Below are 18,533 nucleotides of genomic sequence, written 5' to 3'. Positions count from 1 at the left end.
CCGGTAATCAACAAGAATACAATCAATCCCCTAGGGAGAAGTAATCCATGAAGTTCGCCCCCGTTGCGCTGTCCGCGCTCGCCGTATCGCTAGCTGCCTGCACCACCGCCAATGCAGAGCCTATCGCGCCGCCCGCGCCCGTGGCGCAGGCCGATGCGCAATACCCGATGACGCCGCAGGGCGCGGCTGACTGGGTCGCGATGGTAGAAGAGGACCTGTTCGATTTCTCGGTAGAATACGGGCGGGTTCTTTGGTTGAATTCGACCTATATCGTTCATGACAGCGACATGCTCGCCGCGAAATACGGCGCGGACTCGACGCAAAAGTCGGTCGCCTACGCCAACAAGGCTGCGGAATACGCGCGCGTCGAGGGGCTTCATCCCGAAGTCGCCCGCAAGCTCGACATGTTGCGCAACGGCATCGTCATGCCGGCGCCGGTGCGCGATGGCGCGGCGACCGAACTCAACGAGATCGCGACAGCGCTCGGCTCGGCTTACGGGAAGGGGAAAGGTACGCTCAATGGCGAGGTGATTTCCGGCTCGGACATCGAGGCGGAGATGGGCAATCTCGAGCGCACACCTGCAGAACTGCAGGAAATGTGGGCCAGCTGGCACAACAATGTCGGGGCACCGATGCGCGAAGATTACCTGCGCATGACGGGCATCGCCAACGAAGGTGCCAAGGACCTCGGTTTTTCCGACCTCGGTGCCATGTGGCGCTCCAATTACGACATGGACCCCGACCAGTTCGCCGCAGAGACCGAGCGGATGTGGCAAGAGGTCAAGCCTCTTTACATGGCGCTTCACACCTATGTGCGGTCAAAGCTGAACGAGAAATACGGTGACGAAATACAGCCGGAAACTGGTGCGATCCGCGCCGACCTGCTCGGCAATATGTGGGCGCAGGAATGGGGCAACATCTATCCTGTCGTCGCTCCCGAGGGGGCAGGTGACATCGGCTACGATCTGACCGAACTGATCGAGCAGAAGGGCTATGACGAGCAGGAGATGGTCAAGGTCGGCGAGCAGTTTTTCTCATCGCTGGGCTTCGAAGCTTTGCCCGAAACCTTCTGGGAACGCAGCATGTTTACCAAGCCGGCGGACCGTGAAGTGGTCTGTCATGCCAGCGCATGGGATGTCGACAATGTCGACGATCTGCGGATCAAGATGTGCATCAAGCGAAATGCGGACGATTTCGTCACGATCCATCACGAGCTTGGACACAATTACTACCAGCGCGCCTATAACGAGCAGGATTACCTCCATCTCAATGGCGCCAACGACGGTTTCCACGAAGCGATCGGCGATATGATCGCACTGTCGATCACGCCCGAATACCTCGTTCAGATCGATATGCTCGAACCCGGCGAGGTTCCGAGCGCGGACAAGGACATCGGCCTCCTGCTTCGCCAGGCCATGGACAAGGTGGCTTTCCTGCCGTTCGGGCTGATGGTCGACCGCTATCGTTGGGGTCTCTTCGACGGCTCGATCCCGGCCGAGAGCCTGAACGCCGGCTGGAACGACCTCCGGCTCGAATATCAGGGTATCACTCCGCCGGTAGCGCGCGACGAAAGCCAGTTCGATGCGGGTGCGAAGTACCACATCCCCGGAAACGTTCCCTATACCCGTTACTTCCTCGCGCGGATTCTGCAGTTCCAGTTCTACAAGGCTGCCTGTGACCAGGCCGGATGGGAAGGCCCGCTTCATCGCTGTTCGTTCTACGGTAACGAGGAAGTCGGCCAGAACCTCAACGCGATGCTTGAAATGGGCGCCAGCAAGCCTTGGCCCGATGCGCTCGAGGCCTTTACCGGCGAACGGCAGATGAGCGGCAAGGCGATGGTTGAGTATTTCGCGCCGCTCAAGGCATGGCTGGACGAGCAGAACGAAGGCAAGCCGCAAGGGTGGTAAAGTTCGGCCTCGTTGTTCCTGCACTCCTGGCGGCTGCTTGTGCGCCTCTGTCCGAGCAACAGGCCGGGACGTCGTCCGGTCAGGCGAGGTCGGGAGCGCTCTTCGTTGCGGGTAAATTCGGCAACACCCTCGCCAAGGTAGATCTCGGCAGTGGCGAGGAGGTTGCGCGGGTCGAAAGCTGTGCCAACCCGCATGAATTGACTACTTCGCCGGATGATGAATACGTGGCTCTGGCCTGCTATGGGGGGACTAGCGTCGATATATTTCGCACGCGCGATCTGAGCAAAGTTAAGAGCATCGAACTCGGAGAGAATGCGCGCCCCCACGGAATCGTTTGGCACGACAACGGAAGCCTCTACTCTACTGCAGAAGGTCGTAAGTCGGTCTTCGTCATCCGCAAACCTTTGGGTGAAACGGAAACCTTCGAATACGCGACTGGCAAGGATGGCAGCCACATGCTCGCGGTTTCCCCGGACGCGATGCATGCTTGGACCACCGACCTTGGTTCAGGTACCGTGACGCGCGTTGATCTGGTAGCCCGCCGCTCGCCGCTGTCCGCCTCCGTCGGAGACGAACCGGAAGGCATCGCGCTTGCTCCCGATGGAGAAACACTGTGGGTCTCAGCCCGTGGGTCCGACATGGCCTATGCGCTGGATCCACAGAGCTTGAAGAAGATCAAGGACATACCGGTGGGAGATTTCCCGCTACGCATCCAGCTGCGTCCACAGGGCGATTATGCGGTCACGTCCGATCTTGCCGATGGCAGTCTGTCTGTCATCGATACTGCCACAGGGGCGAAGGTGCGTTCCATTGCCGTATCCAGCCGGGAAGAAGCTGAGGCAAAGACTCAGGTCACCATCCTGTTTTCGCCCGATGGCGAACGCATCTATGTCGCCGAAACAATGGCCAATACGATTGCCGAGATCGATTTCAGATCGGGTGAAGTGCTCCGGCGCCTTCCCGGTGACGGCGGCGGCGACGGGATAGCAATCATCGAATGAAGCCTCCGAAAGTCCTTCCGGTCGTTGGCTGGCGCGAGTTGGTGCATCTGCCCGAACTCGGCCTGCACAGCGTGTCTGCCAAGATAGATACCGGTGCGCGCACATCGTCGCTACACGGCACTGTGCTCGAAGAGTTCGAACGCGATGGTCAGAAATACGTCCGGTTCGCGGTTGATTATGAACGCCAACACGTTCGCCAGGTTTGCGAGGCCGTGCATGTCGATGTCCGTGGAATTACCAGTTCGAATGGTGAGACGCAGTATCGCTATGTAATCAAGACGCCGCTCAAGATCGGCGATGTCGAATTCCGCGCCGAGATAAGCCTTGCTGATCGTAGCGACATGAAATTTCCGATGTTGATCGGTCGTTCGTCGCTCCGCCGTCGATTTGTAGTGGACTCGGGATACTCATGGTTGCAGACGCCCGAAATGACGGTCCAGAAAGGCCATAAACCATGAAAATTGCGATGCTTGCTCGCAATCCGAATCTCTATTCGCACCAACGGTTGAAGGAAGCAGCGGAAGAGCGCGGCCACGACTTCGACATACTCAACACCACGCGGTGCACGGTACATATCGCAAGCCATCGGCCCGAAGTTTATTACAACGGCGAGCCTTGCATTGGTTACGACGCTGTAATCCCGCGCATTGGCGCCTCGATCACGAATTACGGCCTCGCCATCCTGCGGCAATTCGAAATGCGCGGCTGCTGGCCGCTCAACGAAAGCGTCGCCATCGGGCGGAGCCGGGACAAGTTGCGATCGATGCAGATCCTGGCCAAGCATGGCTTAGGCCTGCCACTGACCGCCTATGCCAACGATCCCAAGCAGGCCGAGGAAATCATCAAGGCGGTGAAGGGGCCGCCGGTAGTGATAAAGCTGCTCGAAGGAACCCAGGGGATTGGTGTAGTCCTTGCCGAGACGATGAGCAGCGCCAAGTCTGTCATCGAAGCTTTTCGCGGGGCGAACGTCAACATACTGGTGCAGGAATTCATCAAGGAAGCAGGCGGGACCGATATCCGCGCGCTGGTGGTCGGCGGCAAGGTCGTCGCCACGATGAAGCGCACCGGTGCAGCAGACGATTTTCGCAGCAACCTTCATCGCGGCGGCAGTGCAGAACTGATCAAGATAACTCCCGCCGAACGCTCGACTGCTGTCAGCGCCGCCAAGCGCATGGGGCTGAACGTGTGCGGTGTGGACATGCTGCGCAGCAATCACGGACCGGTGATCATGGAGGTAAATTCCTCGCCTGGACTTGAAGGCATCGAGAATGCCACCGGCAAGGATATTGCTGGCCAGATCATCGATTACATCGCGGCAAATGCCAAGGTCGGGAAGACCAAGACCAAGGGGAAGGGTTGATCAACCGACGGATAATTCAAATTTGCAGGCCGAGTGGGTGATGTCCGAAAACGAAAAACGCCGCCCGAAGGCGGCGTTTCTCTATTCTGAAATATGTGAAACGGAACGTTAGCAGTTGCCTTCCACACCATCGGCACAATCTCCAACGGATTCGACATCCTCGGCGGCGCCTTCAACAGTATTGCAGGCCGGTAGAAGCATCATTGTTCCGCCGAAAGCCAGCATAGTAAGGAGTTTCTTCATTTTCTCTCTCCCATGTTGCGAACTCAATGGGGTTCGCTTGCATGTCGATGAATTCCAAACGGGAATGCGAAGAGGTGGTTCCCTCATACCGGCTTCCGGCTCAGTCGCAACGCCTTGAGTTGCCACTAAACTAGTTGGGCGATCCATCCCACCAATTATAGTGGCGCGTTAGCGGAACGGCGGCTCATTGAAGGCCCGGAGCTTGCGGCTGTGCAGCTTGGGACCCTCCTGTCTCAACAAGTCGCAAGCTGTGACGCCTATCTGCAAGTGAGCCGCGATGGCTTCCTCGTAGAATTTGTTCGCCTGGCCCGGCAATTTGATTTCGCCGTGGAGCGGTTTGTCCGAGACACATAGCAGCGTCCCATAGGGTACGCGGAAGCGGTAGCCTTGTGCAGCGATGGTTGCACTTTCCATGTCGATCCCCACCGCGCGGCTGAGCGAGAGACGGCGTGCCGAGCTGGCATAGCGCAGCTCCCAGTTTCGATCATCGGTAGTTACGACGGTGCCGGTGCGCATGCGTTTCTTCAAGTCGCTGCCGTGTTCTCCCGAAACCGTCTCCGCGGCGCCTGCCAGCGCCTGCTGGACCTCTGCAATGGCAGGGAGCGGAATTTCGGGCGGGAGCACTGGATCGAGAACATGGTCATCGCGCAAATATGCGTGAGCCAGTACATAGTCACCGATCTTCTGGCTTGGCCGCAATCCGCCGCAATGTCCGATCATCAGCCACGCCTCGGGCCGCAGAACCGCAAGGTGATCGCAAATCGTCTTCGCGTTTGACGGCCCGACGCCGATGTTGACCAGCGTGATCCCGCCGCGGCCTTCGCCGACGAGATGATATGCCGGCATCTGGTGCCGCCGCCATGCCGTGTCGGATAGCTGGCCCCGCGCATTGTCGGTCTTATCTGTCAGCAGCATGCCCCCAGCACCGGCCAATGCCGTGTAACCGTTCTTACCCAACTGAGCGCCTGCCCAGTCAACGAATTCATCGACATAGCGATGGTAGTTCGTAAAGAGGATGAAACGCTGGAAGTGCTTCGGATCGGTGCCTGTATAGTGGGCGAGCCGGGCGAGGCTGAAATCGGTGCGCAGGCCGTCGAACAGTGAAAGTGGAATGGGATCGTCGGGATTGTCGAGTTCGATGCCGTCGGCAAGTTCATCGCCTATGTCGGCGAGGTCGGTTGAAGGAAAGTGCCGCGCGATTTCGTTCGGATCGATGCCCGCCAATTCGGCGCCGGCTTCGCCATCGAGAACGTAAGGGAAAGGTATTTCCTGACGCGAGGAACCGACTTCGACTTCGACTTCGTAATTGCTTTCGATCAATTCGATCTGTTCGCGCAGGTAATCACGGAACAGGTTCGGCTTCGTAACAGTGGTGGCATACAGGCCCGCGGTATTAAGGCGGCCAAAGGCCCTGCTGGCACCTTCCGGCAGCACGCCACCGCGGAACAGCAGGCGTAGCTCGGGATAGGCATAGCTTCCGTCCTTGCGCCGCTCCGCAGGCGGTAGTTCCCGGTCCCGTCCAAAGGCAATGACATCGTCCCGCAGCCGGCCTACGGCAGCATCGTAAACGCTTTGAAGCTTGTCGAGGATCTGTTCGATCGAATCCATAGGGGCCTTATTTCTCCTGGCTCTTTTCGTTTTCGTGACGCCTCCTGCCACAGTCCGGCGCTGCTTACAAAAAGGGCGCGGTGACCGAAGCCGCCGCGCCCTTTTTCTTTGCCGGATAGCGAGAGATCAGCCTTCGGCGTTTTCTTCGCTGTCCGAAGCTTCTGCTTCGACGCCATCTTCGAGCATGTCGGCAGGGATTTCTCCCGGCTCGAGAGTCGAATCTGTGCGGTTGGTTTCCGCCTGCTCTTCGATTTCGCGCTGCTCGTCTTCGAACATCTGTGCGAGAACGTCGACGCCCTGCGTCTGCAGTTCGGCTTCGTCATCCGAACGAGCCACGTTAGCCTTCACGGTAACCGAGACTTCCGGATGCAGGTCGACGCGAACGTCATGCATGCCGATCGCCTTGATCGGGTTGCCCATGATGACCTGCTTCTTGTCGATCTCGTGCCCCTTTTCAGCAAGGCCGTTAACGATGTCACGGACGTTGACGGAGCCGTAGAGCTGGCCGGTGTTCGAGGCAGCGCGGATCAGGACGATCTCGACGCCATCGACCTTTTCGCCGCTCTTTTCGGCTTCGCCACGACGTTCGGCGTTTTCCTTCTCGAGGCGCTCGCGATTGGCTTCGAACACCTTCTTGTTGGATTCGTTGGCGCGCAGGGCCTTCTTCTGAGGAAGAAGGAAGTTGCGTGCGTAGCCATCCTTCACGGTAACGACGTCACCGATCGAGCCGAGCTTTTCGATGCGCTGGAGGAGAATGATATCCATGAGGTCTTCTCCTTACTTCACGATGTACGGCAGCAGGCCGATCTGGCGAGCGCGCTTGATCGCCTTGGCGAGTTCACGCTGCTTCTTCGCGCTGACGGCGGTGATGCGGGAGGGGACGATCTTGCCACGCTCGGACATGAAGCCCTGAAGCAGACGAACGTCCTTGTAATCGATCTGCGGTGCGTTCTTCGCGGAGAACGGGCAGGTCTTGCGGCGACGGAAAAACGGACGGGCCATCAGTTACGCTCCTCGCGATCCTTGCGCTTCTTCGAATCGCGCTCGTTCTTGCGCATCATCACCGAAGGACCTTCTTCGTGCTCGTCGACCTTGATGGTCAGATAGCGAATGACGTCTTCGTTGATACGCGTCTGGCGCTCGAGCTCGGCTACAACGGAGCCGGGGCCCTCGATATTGAGCATCACGAAATGCGCCTTGCGGTTACGGTCGATCTTGTAGGCGAGGTTCTTGAGACCCCAGGTCTCGGTCTTGGTGACCTTACCGTCGTTGTTTTCGACGATTTCGGTCGCCGTGGCGGCGAGCTGGTCGACCTGAGCCTGGCTCAAGTCCTGTCGCGCCAAGAAGACATGCTCGTAGAGAGCCATGCTCTTGTCCTTTCAACTGCTGGCCGATCGCTGGCTGATCCGCGGGATTGCGGGGCCCCTCCGGCTTTCTTCAATTCCCTGCTCGAGAGCGTGGGATGCGCGCACATAACCGGATTGGCGGAGAATGCAAGCCAACTTGCACCTTGCCGAGGCGGAACGGGATGGGCAGGGGGTCGTTGGCTTTGCCGAACAGGGAGATTATGCGTGCCGGGCGGATTGGTTGCCTTACTCGACGACGTTTCGATCATTGCCCGCACCGCGGCAGCGAGCGTCGATGATATTGCCGCTGCCGCTGGTCGCGCCGGTTCGAAGACTGCGGGCGTGGTCATCGATGATGCAGCGGTAACGCCGTCCTATGTGACCGGCCTCTCCCCGGCACGCGAATTGCCGATCATCTGGAAGATCACCCTTGGCAGTCTCAAGAACAAGCTGCTGATATTGCTTCCGGGTGCCTTGCTGCTCAGCGAATTCCTGCCCCAAGCCATCGTTTTCGTTCTCATGCTGGGCGGAGGTTACCTTTCCTATGAGGGTGCCGAGAAGGTAATGGAGAAGCTGGGCGGGGCAAAGCACGGCAAGACGGTCGACGATGTGATCGAGGACCCCGCTGCATTCGAAAAGAAACGGATTTCGGGAGCGATCCGTACCGACCTGATCCTTTCTGCAGAAATCATGGCAATCACGCTGAACGAGGTGGCGGCGGAAGATCTTTTGACCCGCGCCGGTGTATTGGCCTTGGTCGGCATTGCAGTAACAATTGCCGTTTATGGAACTGTCGGCCTCATCGTGAAAATGGATGACTTCGGCCTTCACCTGGCCGAGAAGGAAAGCACTTTCGCGCAGAAACTGGGGCGCGGAATGGTTGCCTTCATGCCGAAACTGCTCACCGCGCTAAGCTTTATTGGCACAATCGCCATGCTCTGGGTGGGTGGCGGGATCATCCTGCATGGACTGGCGGAAATCGGCATTGCCGGTCCGGAGCACTGGGTGGAAGGAATCCAGCACGGGGTTTCAGACATAGCGGGAAGGGCTGGCGGAATACTGGGCTGGCTTACCTTTGCAGGCCTCTCGGCCGTGACTGGCTTGATCCTGGGCTTCATCATCGCGATCGTTCTGCATAAGGTGCTGAAAATCGGTAACGATGATGAGGCTGCGGCCGCGCACTAGAGATCAGGATAGGCGTTCGAACACGCGCCGGGCCAACTCGCTCAGCGTATCGTCTCGCGCGCCCATCACCACTATCCGGTCGCCGGGGCGCGCCATACTGACCAGACGGTCTTCGATGTTCTTGCGTGAAGGGATGTGTGAGGCGTTTCCTCCGGCCTCGTTGATCAGTTGCACGATGCGCGCGCTGCCCTCGCTTCGATCGACAGTCCCTCCGAAATAAGCCGGGTCCGAGAAGAGCACACGGTCATCCGTTTCCAATTCAGTCGCGAAGGTCTGGGCCAGTTCCTCACCCATTTGCCGCAACGGTCCATAGCCGTGTGGCTGGAAGAACGCGATTACACGCCCCTGATGCGCGCGCAGGGTCCTGAGGGTGGCGGCGCATTTTTCCGGATTGTGCCCGAAGTCGTCGATCACCGTGATCGCGGCGTGATTTGTCCCGACGATGTCAAACCTCCGGGCCAGTCCATCGAACCCAGCCAGTGCCTCGACTGCGGCTGCGACGGGAACGCCAGCGGCCGCGGCTCCTGCGATAGCCGCAAGGGCATTGGACAGATTATGCCTTCCCGGCATATTCAGTCTGAGGGGATGCTCGGATCCGTCATGCCGGTCCACGATCATGGCGGCCTGTCTAACCGGGCCTTCGGCAATACTGCCGGGCACTACGCCGATCTGTGCCTTTTCCTGATCGATACCAAAAGTGATGACTTCCCTGGCATGTGGCAGAAGAGCCAGTGCTTCTTCGTCATCGGCATTGATTACAGCAATGCGGCTTCGCGAAAGGTAATCGGCAAAGAGCTGGCGGAGTTCTTCCATGCTCTTGTGATCGAGGCTGACGTTTAGCAGTACGCCGACAGCGGGGCGATAGAGCGCGATCGAGCCATCGCTTTCGTCCACTTCGCTTACATACAGGCTTTGTCCGCCGACCACGGCGCTGGCGAACGGGCGTTCGGGAGAAACGAAATTCTTCATCACCGCGCCATTCATTATGGTGGGTTCACGGCCCGTCGCCTGCAGAATCCAGCCGAGCATGCCGGTGACGGTCGATTTGCCGCTGGTTCCCGCAACGGCAAGCCCGGCACCGCTCGTATTGAAGAGGATCGAATTGAGCTCCGCTCGCGTCAGGCGCAGGCATCCCAGGTCGTTCGCCTTACCGATTTCGGGCACCGTGTCTTCAATTGCTGCGGAGGCGACGACGATCTGATCGCCGGAAACGATCCCGCTTCCATCCTGGGGATGCAATTCGATTCCCTGCGTTTCGAGAGCGGCGAATTTGTCTGGCGTCCGACCCTGATCGAAGCTGCGGTCGGACCCTGCGACCTTCGCGCCGCGCCCCTTCACGATCTGTGCAAGCGGAAGCATGCCAGACCCTCCGATCCCGACGAAAAAGAAGGGGCGTGCGAAAAGCTCGTCTGGGCTGGGGAAGTCCGTCATCCAAGTCTCGCTATGCAGTTGTAAGCGCGATGACAAGCGGGCATGGTTGCCACGTGCACCGACCGATCAGAAAAGTCGCCATCTGCGCGCCCGCAACTCCGCTGCGTCGCAAATATGCCGAGGCCGTAGCGGCAATCGCCGCGGAAGAATTTCCCGAGATCCAACTGCATTTCCATGATCAATGCTTCGAAAGCGAAGGGCATTTCGCGGGAAGCGACGATGTTCGTCTGGCTGCGCTGCTCGAATGTTCGAACGATCCGAGGTTCGACGCGGTCTGGTTTGCAAAGGGTGGGTACGGTTCGAACCGCATTGCAGCCGACTTCATCAGCCAGATTAAGGAGGAAGCGCGCGAGAAAGCGTACCTTGGTTATTCGGACTGCGGGACTTTGCTTGGCGCGCTTTATCGTGCCGATATCGGCTATCCCGTCCACGGCCCCATGCCGGTGGATATCAAGCGCGATGGCGGTAGCGATGCAGTTCGTCGTGCAATGAGCTGGATGTCTGGCGATGATAGCGGAATCGAACCATCGCTTTCGAGCAGGCCAGCCGTCGCCTTCAATCTCTACACCTTGTCCATGCTGGTGGGTACTCAGTTCATGCCGGTCCTAGAAGGTCACGACATCCTGATCGAAGAGGTGGGCGAATATGAATATGCGATCGATCGGCTGATGTTTCATCTGGCCGAGAATCTGCGCGGTGCCTCGGGCATCCGGCTCGGGGAAGTTACTGCGATTCCGGAAAATGATCGTCCGTTCGGCGCCGATGCGGAGGAGATCGTGCGGTATTGGTGCACACGCTATGGCTTCGATTACCTGGGGCGTGCCATGATCGGTCATAGCTCGGCGAACAGGATCGTCCCCTTCGGCCTTGAGGCCAGAGCCGCACCCGCCTAAGCGCGCTGGCGACAAGGAGAGTTTCATGACTGCATTCATTTTCCCCGGCCAGGGAAGCCAGAAGGTTGGCATGGGCGTCGAGCTTGCCGAAGCCAGCGCCTACGCCCGCGAAGTTTTCGAGGAAGTCGACGACGCGTTGAACCAGAAGCTATCCGGCCTGATGAAGGACGGCCCCGAAAGCGAATTGACGCTCACGTCCAACGCGCAGCCGGCAATCATGGCGAACTCGATCGCCACCCTGCGTGTGCTCGAAAAGGAATTCGGCGTGTCACTTGGCGAAAAGGCGGACTGTGTCGCTGGCCATTCGCTAGGCGAATATTCCGCTCTATGCGCAGCTGGTGCATTCAATCTTCCGCGCACCGCAAAATTGCTGCGTCTGCGCGGGATCGCCATGCAGGACGCTGTGCCGATCGGCGTCGGCTCGATGGCAGCGCTGCTCGGTGCGGATATCGAGAAAGCCACTGCGCTGGCCGAAGCTGCGGCCGATGGTCAGGTTTGCGAAGTCGCGAATGATAACGATCCGACACAGGTCGTTATATCGGGCCATGTCGAGGCGATCGACCGTGCCATCGAGCTGGCCAAGGATCATGGGATCAAGCGCGGCATCAAGTTGCCGGTTTCGGCGCCATTCCATTGTTCGTTGATGCAACCAGCAGCGCAGCGCATGAAGATTGCGCTGTCCGATCCGGCACCGGACGCGTTTACCGTCCCGCTCTATGCAAACGTCACTGCCGCCCGCGTGACCGATCCGGTCGAAGAGCAGGGCTTGCTGGTCGACCAGATTACCGGGCGGGTCCGCTGGCGCGAAAGTGTGCTTGCCATGCGCAAAGACGGGGTCGAGCGGTTTGTGGAACTGGGTGCCAAGGTGCTCGGCCCAATGGTAGGCCGCATCGACAAGGATGCGGTGACGATCAGTCTCGTCACGATGGAAGATCTCGAGAAATTTGCGAAGGAGAACGCCTGATGTTCAGCCTCGAAGGTAAGACAGCCCTTGTTACCGGTGCCAGCGGCGGAATCGGATCGTCGATTGCGCGCGCGCTGGCGCGGCAGGGCGCAAGGTTGGCCCTTTCGGGTTCGAACCCGGCGAAACTGCGCTCATTTCGCGAGGAACTGAACGACGAATTCGGCCACGACCACGTCGAGATCACCTGCAACCTCTCGGATTCCAAGCAGGTCGAAGAACTGATCCCGGCCACGGTGGATACGCTCGGAAGCATGAACATCCTTGTCAACAATGCGGGCATCACGCGCGATAATCTCGCCATGCGGATGAAGGACGAGGAATGGGACGAGGTGATCCGTATCAACCTCGAGGCCAGCTTCCGCCTGATGCGCGCGAGTGCGCGGCCGATGATGAAGGCCAAGGGCGGCCGGATCGTCTCGATTACCAGCGTGGTCGGACACACGGGCAATCCGGGGCAGATGAACTACACGGCGGCCAAGGGCGGCCTGACGGCTATGTCGAAAAGCCTGGCGCAGGAGCTTGCGAGCCGCAAGATCACCGTCAACTGCGTTGCCCCCGGGTTCATTCGCACCGCGATGACCGAAGCGCTGACCGACGATCAGAAGGCTGCCATCAATGGCCGTATCCCGATGGGGCGCATGGGTGAGGGCGAGGAGATCGGTGCTGCCGTTGCCTATCTTGCGAGCGATGAGGCTGCCTATCTGACTGGCCAGACGATCCACGTGAACGGCGGCATGGCGATGCTGGGGTAGATGATGCTAGTTTCCACATTCATGCTCGGACTTGCGGCGGCATCGGCTGATGCTGGAGCAACATCCGAGGAAGCAAACCAAGTGGAAGTCCGTTGCTTCATCAAGGAAGGTGACGAGGGGTTCATCCCTCGGTTACTCGATGCGTCCATAGAAAAGCAAGAGAATGAGACGCCCATCGATCCGGACCTAATGGATGAGGTCCTGGATGCGCTAAGTCTTTGCGCAATAGCCGATGAATATCGTGACAAGGATCCAGAGATTTATCTTTTTGAGATTCTAAGCGCGCCAATTGCGGCGGAGCTCGTGAAAAGGCTGAACGGGATAGGTGTGTCGACTGATAGAATCGACGAAATTGCCGTCGACGAAGATGGCGCCTTCCTGTCGCCGCAGGAATTCGATGCAGAACGCAAGGACGCGATCCGGCGCTATATGGCGTCAATTGATATTCCTGACCGCAGGCGAGCCTATATCTACCTAATTATGTATATCCAATCCCAGGCGGTTGCTCACAAGCAGTGACGGTCCGGAAAAATCGTAAGCCTGCGCATTTATCCCCAAGGGAAATCCGCCCACTAGCGCCGGAAGCTTGCCCGCTTTGCCAGCATAGCTAAGGTCGTAGTCCGTATTCCGGCGCTTGTGGGGCGATTCCGGCCCCTGGCGCCTAAAAGGGATGAAAGTTAGGACCATGAAGGCCACAATCGAACGCGCCACACTGTTGCGCTGTCTCTCGCATGTCCAGTCGGTGGTCGAGCGTCGCAACACCATTCCCATCCTCTCGAACGTGCTGATCGAGGCCGAGGGCGATGGCCTTCGCGTGATGGCGACCGACCTCGATTTGCAGGTCGTCGAACACATCGATGCCGCCAGCGTGGAGAGCGAAGGCGCCGTCACGGTCTCCGCCCATCTTCTTTTCGATATCGCTCGCAAACTGCAAGAAGGTAGCCAGGTCAGTCTGGAAACTGCCGAAAACCGGATGGAGGTCAAGGCAGGGCGCAGCCGCTTCAAGCTGCCGACGCTCCCTCGCGACGATTTCCCGGTAATCGTGGAAGGCGATTTGCCAACCAGCTTTGCGCTTCCCGCGAAGACACTGGCGGAACTCATCGATCGGACGCGGTTCGCGATCTCGACGGAGGAAACCCGTTACTATCTGAACGGCATATTCCTGCACGTATCGGATGAAGACGAACCGGTCCTCAAGGCGGCCGCGACCGACGGCCACCGTCTGGCGCGCTTTACGCTCCCACGCCCGGATGGCGCAGAGGGAATGCCCGATGTGATCGTACCTCGCAAAGCCGTTGCGGAATTGCGCAAGCTGCTGGACGAAAAGATGGACGGCGATGTCCAGATCGACCTGTCAGCCAGCAAGATCCGTTTCAGGCTCGGCGGTGAAGGCGGTGCGGTCCTAACGAGCAAGCTTATCGACGGCACATTCCCTGACTATTCGCGCGTAATCCCGACCGGGAACGACAAGCTTCTCAAGATCGATCCGAAGAGCTTCTTCGCCGGTGTCGATCGCGTGGCGACGATTGCCACCGAAAAAACCCGTGCGGTCAAGATGGGCCTGGACAAGGACCGCGTTACGCTGACGGTGACATCGCCCGACAACGGTACGGCATCGGAAGAGCTGGCAGCGGAGTATTCGGCGGACGGGTTCGAGATCGGCTTCAACGCAACCTATCTCAAGGATATCCTCAGCCAGATCGACAGCGACCAGGTGGAAATCCATCTCGCCGATGCGGGGGCACCGACACTGATCCGCAAGAATGAGGACAGTCCGGCACTCTATGTCCTGATGCCGATGCGGGTGTAAACTTCACTATGCAGAATGTGTCAGCGCATCCCGCCCGCGCCGCCTAACGGCAGTGCCGTTAAGCAGCGCGGCTCAACTCCGCTTGGGTTTCAGGTCCATCGAGGAAGGTGCGCAACAAGTCGACACATTCATCGGCATGGGTCAGCAGGAAAAGGTGTCCGCCGTCGTTGATCACCTCAAGATGCGAATTGCGGATTGCGGCGTTCAAGATTTTGCCATTCACGAGCGGGACGATCTGGTCGTCACCGCCCATCATGATCAGTACTTCTTTGCTCAGGAAAGGGAGCGCCGGTAGGCTGGTCCAGCCAATCATGGCGATCAACTGATACAGATATCCGCGCGGGGAGGGCGGCTTGAGACGGCCGATATGGCTGTCCTTCTGATGAGCGGATCCATCCTTGTCAGCACCACCGTAGAGCGTGGCGAAATGTTCGTTCATGAACTCGGGATCGATGTAGCGGCGCGGATTGGCCATCTTGGTGAGTGCAGCCGGGTTGCCCGGTACCATCAACATTCCTGCCGTGGTGGCGGCAAGGACCAAGCGTCTGGTCCGCTTCGGATATTGCAGCGCAAAATGCTGCGCCATCGCTCCGCCCCAAGACACCCCCATGACGTCGACTACGTCCAGCCCGAGCTGGTCGAGAATTTGAGCGGCCGTCCAACACATCGTGAATGGATTATAAGGCACGCTGGGATCGGGACTTTCACCGGTGCCGGGCATATCGAACATGATGAAGGCGCGTTCGGTAAGCATTTCGGCGAGCGGCGCCACCGCTTCAATATTAGCGCCGATCCCGTTGAAAAACAGGAGCGGTGGATGATCGGCAGGTTCGCCGAGCCGCCAGTGAGCGACACGCAAAGTGCGGCCTCCGACTTCCATCATTTCGACCGATGCGGTCAGCTCATTCTTTGTCGTAGCGTTCACGCATTTGATCCCGGTGTGATTTCAGCACCCATCCATAACGTACAGACCCGGGGCCGGGTCCAGCGGCGGGTAGGCCTTGTTCCCCGTTTTCGCTGGAGCCTTCGTTTTATCACCCGAGCGATCCTGCAACCAGTTCATCCAGTATGGCCACCAGGAGCCTGCGACTTCTTCCGTGCCTTCCAGCCATTTCTCTGCAGTTTCGGGCAGCTTGGCCTTACCGTCCTGCTGGACGTAATATCTCGCCTTCGGGTTGCCGGGCGGGTTGAGGATCGCCTGCATGTGGCCGGAGTGTGATAGCACGTAGGTGACGTTCTTGGAGCCGAACAGCCGCGTAGAACGATACGTGGCTTTCCAGGGTGTAATGTGGTCGGTGACTCCGCCGAGGATGAAGAGGTCACCGGTGACTTTGGACAAATCGATTTTGTGATCCACCATTTCGACCTCGCCCTTCTTCGTGAAAGCAAGCGTTTCGAATACGGTCAGGAAATCTCCCATCAACGCACCCGAGAGATTGGTGGCATCGGCATTCCAGAACAGCACATCGAATGCTGGTGGGTCCTGACCGAGCAGGTAATTGTTGATGACATAGTTCCAGATCAGGTCGTTCGGTCGCAGCCAGGCGAACCCTCGCGAAAGGTCGTCGCCCTTGATGACGCCCTTTTTTTCCGCGCGGCGGCGGGCGAGGGCAAGGCCATTCTCGCTGACAAGTGATCCTGCCTCGATATCGTTCTGCTTGGGATGGAGGACACAGACCATGAGCGTGAGCGAACCCAGCAATTCGTCATCGTCTGACGCCATCTTGCTCGCCAACATGGCTGCCGTCTGTCCGCCGGAGCAGCCGGCTGATACGTTGACCTTCTTACTACCGGTGATCTTACCGACGGCTTCCATCGCTTCGCGGCAGGATCGGACATAGTCAGCCATGTCCCAATGACCCTGCTCGGTCGACGGGTTCTTCCAGCTTATCACGAACGTCTGGATCCCGTTGTCCAGCTGATATTTGACCACCGATTTCTCAGGCGAGAGGTCGTTGATGTACATCTTGTTGATCTGAGGTGGGATGGTCAGCTGCGGAACTTCGTGCACCTCTTCGGTAGTCGGGGCGTAATGGATGAGTTCCATCATCTCGGTGCGGAGAACTACGTCGCCTTTCGAGGTCGCTATGTTCTTTCCCAGCTTGAAGGGCTTTTTGTCGACCTGGCTGACCATGCCCTTGTTGTGGACCATGTCGTCATAGGCGTTCTTGAGCCCCTTCACGAGACTCAGTCCGCCGCTGGTAATCGCCATCTTCTGCGCGCTTGGGTTTCCCATTAGCGTATTGGTCGGCGCGAGACTGTCGATGATGATATTGGAGATGAAGCGTGCGCGATCCTTCTCCAGTTCGTCCAAATCCAGATCTTCGAGCCAGCGCGACGCCCCTTTTTGCACCGCCAGATAATACTGCATCCCGGCTCGCATAAAGGGATTGAACTGCCACGTCGGGTCTTGGAAACGGCGATCTTTTGGATCCGGTGCAAGATCGCTCTTGCCGGTCATGATCTTGATCATGTCCTCGCCCATCGCTTGGCTGTGCTTCATAAGGCGCTGCGGGTCTGAAGCCGTCTCGCGTAGCATTACCGCGACCGCACCGAAAATGTCTTCGCGGGTCAGGCCAATGAGTGGCCCAAGTGCCGTGGTGTGCTGGACAGCTTCGTCTTCTAGCTTTGGCATTGGCAGGTCCCGATAGCGGAAAGATGGATTGTATTTAACTTATGGTCGATCAGCGACGTGCGGCAATCATGCTTTCAATGTCGACGAACTTTTCCCGCGGCGAGCCATCGCGAGCGGCGGCATTCTCCGCCTGTTCGATTTTCTGCCAGTCGCGGAAGGTGATTATGTCGAGTCCGCGGTTCTCGGCCAGTTCGTCGAAACCATCCCGCCCCCGCTTTCTGGCGCCGCTGCCGATATCGTTGGCTACAAGTTCTATTACGCCATACCCGTCCGGTCGGTTGGTGCCGATCGTGCCGGTAGGTCCGCGTTTTGCCCACCCGACACAATATAGGCCTGGCAGGATGCGTCCTTCATCGTTCGCAAAATGCCCCGCGCGTTCGTCGAACGGCACTCCATCTATAGGAGACGAACGATATCCGATGCACGTGACGACGAGGTTGGCCGGCACTTCGTACGTCACACCCGTGCCGACGGCGCGGCCCTTCTCAATAGTGGTACGCTCAACTTCCAGTGCGCAGACCTTCGCGCCATTCCGTTTGAATGCTTTGGGGCTGGCGAAAAAGTCGAACTCGATCGCCATTTGTTTCTCACCGTGAATATTCTCCGGGATGGCCGCAAAATCACGTAGCACCGAAACCGATTTTCGCAGGCCAGGTTCAAGGATTGCATCGTCATCCACACCGGGTAAGTCGTCTTTATCGACATGCGGACTCACCCGTTCCAGATGCATCAATTCCCCGAGTTCCTTGGGTGTCATCATGATCTGATGAGGCCCTCTCCTCCCGAGGATCGTTATTGTTTCTATGCCCGATCCGCACAGGGCATCGAGAGCATGGGCAACAATATCGGACCCTTCGAATTCCCTATCGGTCTTGGATAGGATTCTCGCCACATCCAATGCCACGTTTCCCATGCCGATCACAACCGCATGGCGTCCTGAAAGATCGGGGGCAAGATCTGAGAATTGCGGATGGCCATTGTACCACCCCACAAACGCTGCGCTGCCGAAGACATTGGCCAAATCCTCACCAGCAATGCCCAGTTCCCTGTCGTGAGGGGCGCCGGTGGCAAAAATCACCGCGTCATATAGATCCTGAAGTTCGGCGACCGAAACATCAGAGCCGACCTGCACATTGCCTACAAAACGCACCTCGTCCGAGAGTGCGATTTTTTCGTAGCGCATCGAGACCTTCTTGATGGACTGATGATCCGGCGCAACGCCTGTCCGGATCAATCCATAAGGAACGGGCAATGCGTCGAACACATCGACCCGGACTTCCTCGCTCCACTGTTTGCTTGCTGCCTCGGCGGTGTAATAGCCTGCCGGACCTGATCCGACGATCGCGATATGGCGCATATACGGCCCTCTCCCTTGGCGCGCACGCACCATGGAGTGAA

The 18,533-nt window shown here is 58.4% G+C and carries 19 protein-coding genes; 10 read left to right on the top strand and 9 right to left on the bottom strand.

The window, feature by feature from the left end; translation table 11 throughout:
• Positions 1 to 47 precede the first annotated feature (47 nt).
• From GRI69_RS00435 to rimK, 4 genes are read left to right on the top strand one after another with little or no spacing between them, the layout of a single operon-like run.
• Positions 48 to 1,907, top strand: coding sequence for a M2 family metallopeptidase (locus GRI69_RS00435; protein WP_160726368.1), 1,860 nt, complete (start codon positions 48 to 50; stop codon positions 1,905 to 1,907).
• Complete coding sequence (locus GRI69_RS00430; RefSeq protein WP_337190999.1) at positions 1,901 to 2,908, top strand: YncE family protein; 1,008 nt, start codon at positions 1,901 to 1,903, stop codon at positions 2,906 to 2,908. Before GRI69_RS00435 ends, GRI69_RS00430 begins: the two co-directional genes overlap by 7 nt.
• The gene (locus GRI69_RS00425) at positions 2,905 to 3,366 is read left to right on the top strand and encodes an ATP-dependent zinc protease family protein (RefSeq protein ID WP_160726366.1); all 462 of its coding nucleotides are present in this window, start codon (positions 2,905 to 2,907) and stop codon (positions 3,364 to 3,366) included. The genes GRI69_RS00430 and GRI69_RS00425 overlap by 4 nt, the downstream gene beginning before the upstream one ends.
• Positions 3,363 to 4,268, top strand: coding sequence for a 30S ribosomal protein S6--L-glutamate ligase (rimK, locus tag GRI69_RS00420; RefSeq protein ID WP_160726365.1), 906 nt, complete (start codon positions 3,363 to 3,365; stop codon positions 4,266 to 4,268). Before GRI69_RS00425 ends, rimK begins: the two co-directional genes overlap by 4 nt.
• A 108-nt stretch (positions 4,269 to 4,376) precedes the next feature.
• Here rimK and GRI69_RS00415 read toward each other — a convergent pair whose 3' ends face one another.
• The 5 genes from GRI69_RS00415 to rpsF form a co-directional block, all read right to left on the bottom strand.
• Positions 4,377 to 4,511 carry an Entericidin EcnA/B family protein gene (locus GRI69_RS00415; RefSeq protein ID WP_160726364.1) on the bottom strand — a complete coding sequence of 45 codons (135 nt, stop codon included), beginning with the start codon at positions 4,509 to 4,511 and terminating at the stop codon, positions 4,377 to 4,379.
• Between the two features lie 168 nt (positions 4,512 to 4,679).
• On the bottom strand, positions 4,680 to 6,170 hold the full coding sequence (locus GRI69_RS00410; protein ID WP_337190998.1) for an AMP nucleosidase: 1,491 nt from the start codon (positions 6,168 to 6,170) through the stop codon (positions 4,680 to 4,682).
• Positions 6,171 to 6,245: 75 nt separating this feature from the next.
• Complete coding sequence (gene rplI / locus GRI69_RS00405; RefSeq protein WP_160726362.1) at positions 6,246 to 6,884, bottom strand: 50S ribosomal protein L9; 639 nt, start codon at positions 6,882 to 6,884, stop codon at positions 6,246 to 6,248.
• 12 nt (positions 6,885 to 6,896) lie between these two features.
• A complete protein-coding gene (gene rpsR / locus GRI69_RS00400) occupies positions 6,897 to 7,121 on the bottom strand; it encodes a 30S ribosomal protein S18 (protein WP_160726361.1) in 225 nt (74 codons plus the stop codon).
• Positions 7,121 to 7,486, bottom strand: coding sequence for a 30S ribosomal protein S6 (rpsF, locus tag GRI69_RS00395; RefSeq protein ID WP_160726360.1), 366 nt, complete (start codon positions 7,484 to 7,486; stop codon positions 7,121 to 7,123). The genes rpsR and rpsF overlap by 1 nt, the downstream gene beginning before the upstream one ends.
• A gap of 204 nt (positions 7,487 to 7,690) precedes the next feature.
• Here rpsF and GRI69_RS00390 point away from each other — a divergent pair, with 204 nt between their 5' ends.
• On the top strand, positions 7,691 to 8,650 hold the full coding sequence (locus tag GRI69_RS00390; protein WP_160726359.1) for a DUF808 family protein: 960 nt from the start codon (positions 7,691 to 7,693) through the stop codon (positions 8,648 to 8,650).
• Between the two features lie 3 nt (positions 8,651 to 8,653).
• On the opposite strand, the gene GRI69_RS00385 is transcribed toward GRI69_RS00390, so the two are convergent.
• A complete protein-coding gene (locus GRI69_RS00385) occupies positions 8,654 to 10,081 on the bottom strand; it encodes a glutamate ligase domain-containing protein (protein ID WP_160726358.1) in 1,428 nt (475 codons plus the stop codon).
• A gap of 65 nt (positions 10,082 to 10,146) precedes the next feature.
• Here GRI69_RS00385 and GRI69_RS00380 point away from each other — a divergent pair, with 65 nt between their 5' ends.
• From GRI69_RS00380 to dnaN, 5 genes are all read left to right on the top strand, one after another.
• Positions 10,147 to 10,974: an LD-carboxypeptidase gene (locus tag GRI69_RS00380; RefSeq protein WP_160726980.1), complete on the top strand. Its 828-nt coding sequence runs from the start codon at positions 10,147 to 10,149 to the stop codon at positions 10,972 to 10,974.
• A 25-nt stretch (positions 10,975 to 10,999) separates the two neighbouring features.
• Positions 11,000 to 11,938 (top strand): ACP S-malonyltransferase, encoded by a 939-nt coding sequence (gene fabD, locus GRI69_RS00375; RefSeq protein WP_160726357.1) that lies wholly within the window; start codon positions 11,000 to 11,002, stop codon positions 11,936 to 11,938.
• A complete protein-coding gene (gene fabG, locus GRI69_RS00370; RefSeq protein WP_160726356.1) occupies positions 11,938 to 12,690 on the top strand; it encodes a 3-oxoacyl-[acyl-carrier-protein] reductase in 753 nt (250 codons plus the stop codon). The genes fabD and fabG overlap by 1 nt, the downstream gene beginning before the upstream one ends.
• The gene (locus GRI69_RS00365) at positions 12,691 to 13,209 is read left to right on the top strand and encodes a hypothetical protein (protein ID WP_160726355.1); all 519 of its coding nucleotides are present in this window, start codon (positions 12,691 to 12,693) and stop codon (positions 13,207 to 13,209) included. It begins immediately after the preceding gene.
• A gap of 166 nt (positions 13,210 to 13,375) precedes the next feature.
• Complete coding sequence (gene dnaN / locus GRI69_RS00360) at positions 13,376 to 14,500, top strand: DNA polymerase III subunit beta (RefSeq protein WP_160726354.1); 1,125 nt, start codon at positions 13,376 to 13,378, stop codon at positions 14,498 to 14,500.
• Positions 14,501 to 14,558: 58 nt separating this feature from the next.
• On the opposite strand, the gene GRI69_RS00355 is transcribed toward dnaN, so the two are convergent.
• The 3 genes from GRI69_RS00355 to GRI69_RS00345 are packed head-to-tail and all read right to left on the bottom strand — an operon-like array spanning position 14,559 to position 18,492.
• The gene (locus GRI69_RS00355; protein WP_419957057.1) at positions 14,559 to 15,425 is read right to left on the bottom strand and encodes an alpha/beta fold hydrolase; all 867 of its coding nucleotides are present in this window, start codon (positions 15,423 to 15,425) and stop codon (positions 14,559 to 14,561) included.
• Between the two features lie 21 nt (positions 15,426 to 15,446).
• Entirely contained in the window at positions 15,447 to 17,135 is a 1,689-nt protein-coding gene (locus GRI69_RS00350; protein WP_160726353.1) for a PHA/PHB synthase family protein, read from the bottom strand.
• Between the two features lie 49 nt (positions 17,136 to 17,184).
• A complete protein-coding gene (locus GRI69_RS00345) occupies positions 17,185 to 18,492 on the bottom strand; it encodes an FAD-dependent oxidoreductase (RefSeq protein ID WP_160726352.1) in 1,308 nt (435 codons plus the stop codon).
• Between the last annotated feature and the right edge of the window lie 41 nt (positions 18,493 to 18,533).

Origin of the sequence: Qipengyuania vulgaris, assembly GCF_009827325.1 — a bacterium.
Classification (GTDB): domain Bacteria; phylum Pseudomonadota; class Alphaproteobacteria; order Sphingomonadales; family Sphingomonadaceae; genus Qipengyuania; species Qipengyuania vulgaris.
This window is presented reverse-complemented; position numbering and strand designations above follow the sequence as displayed.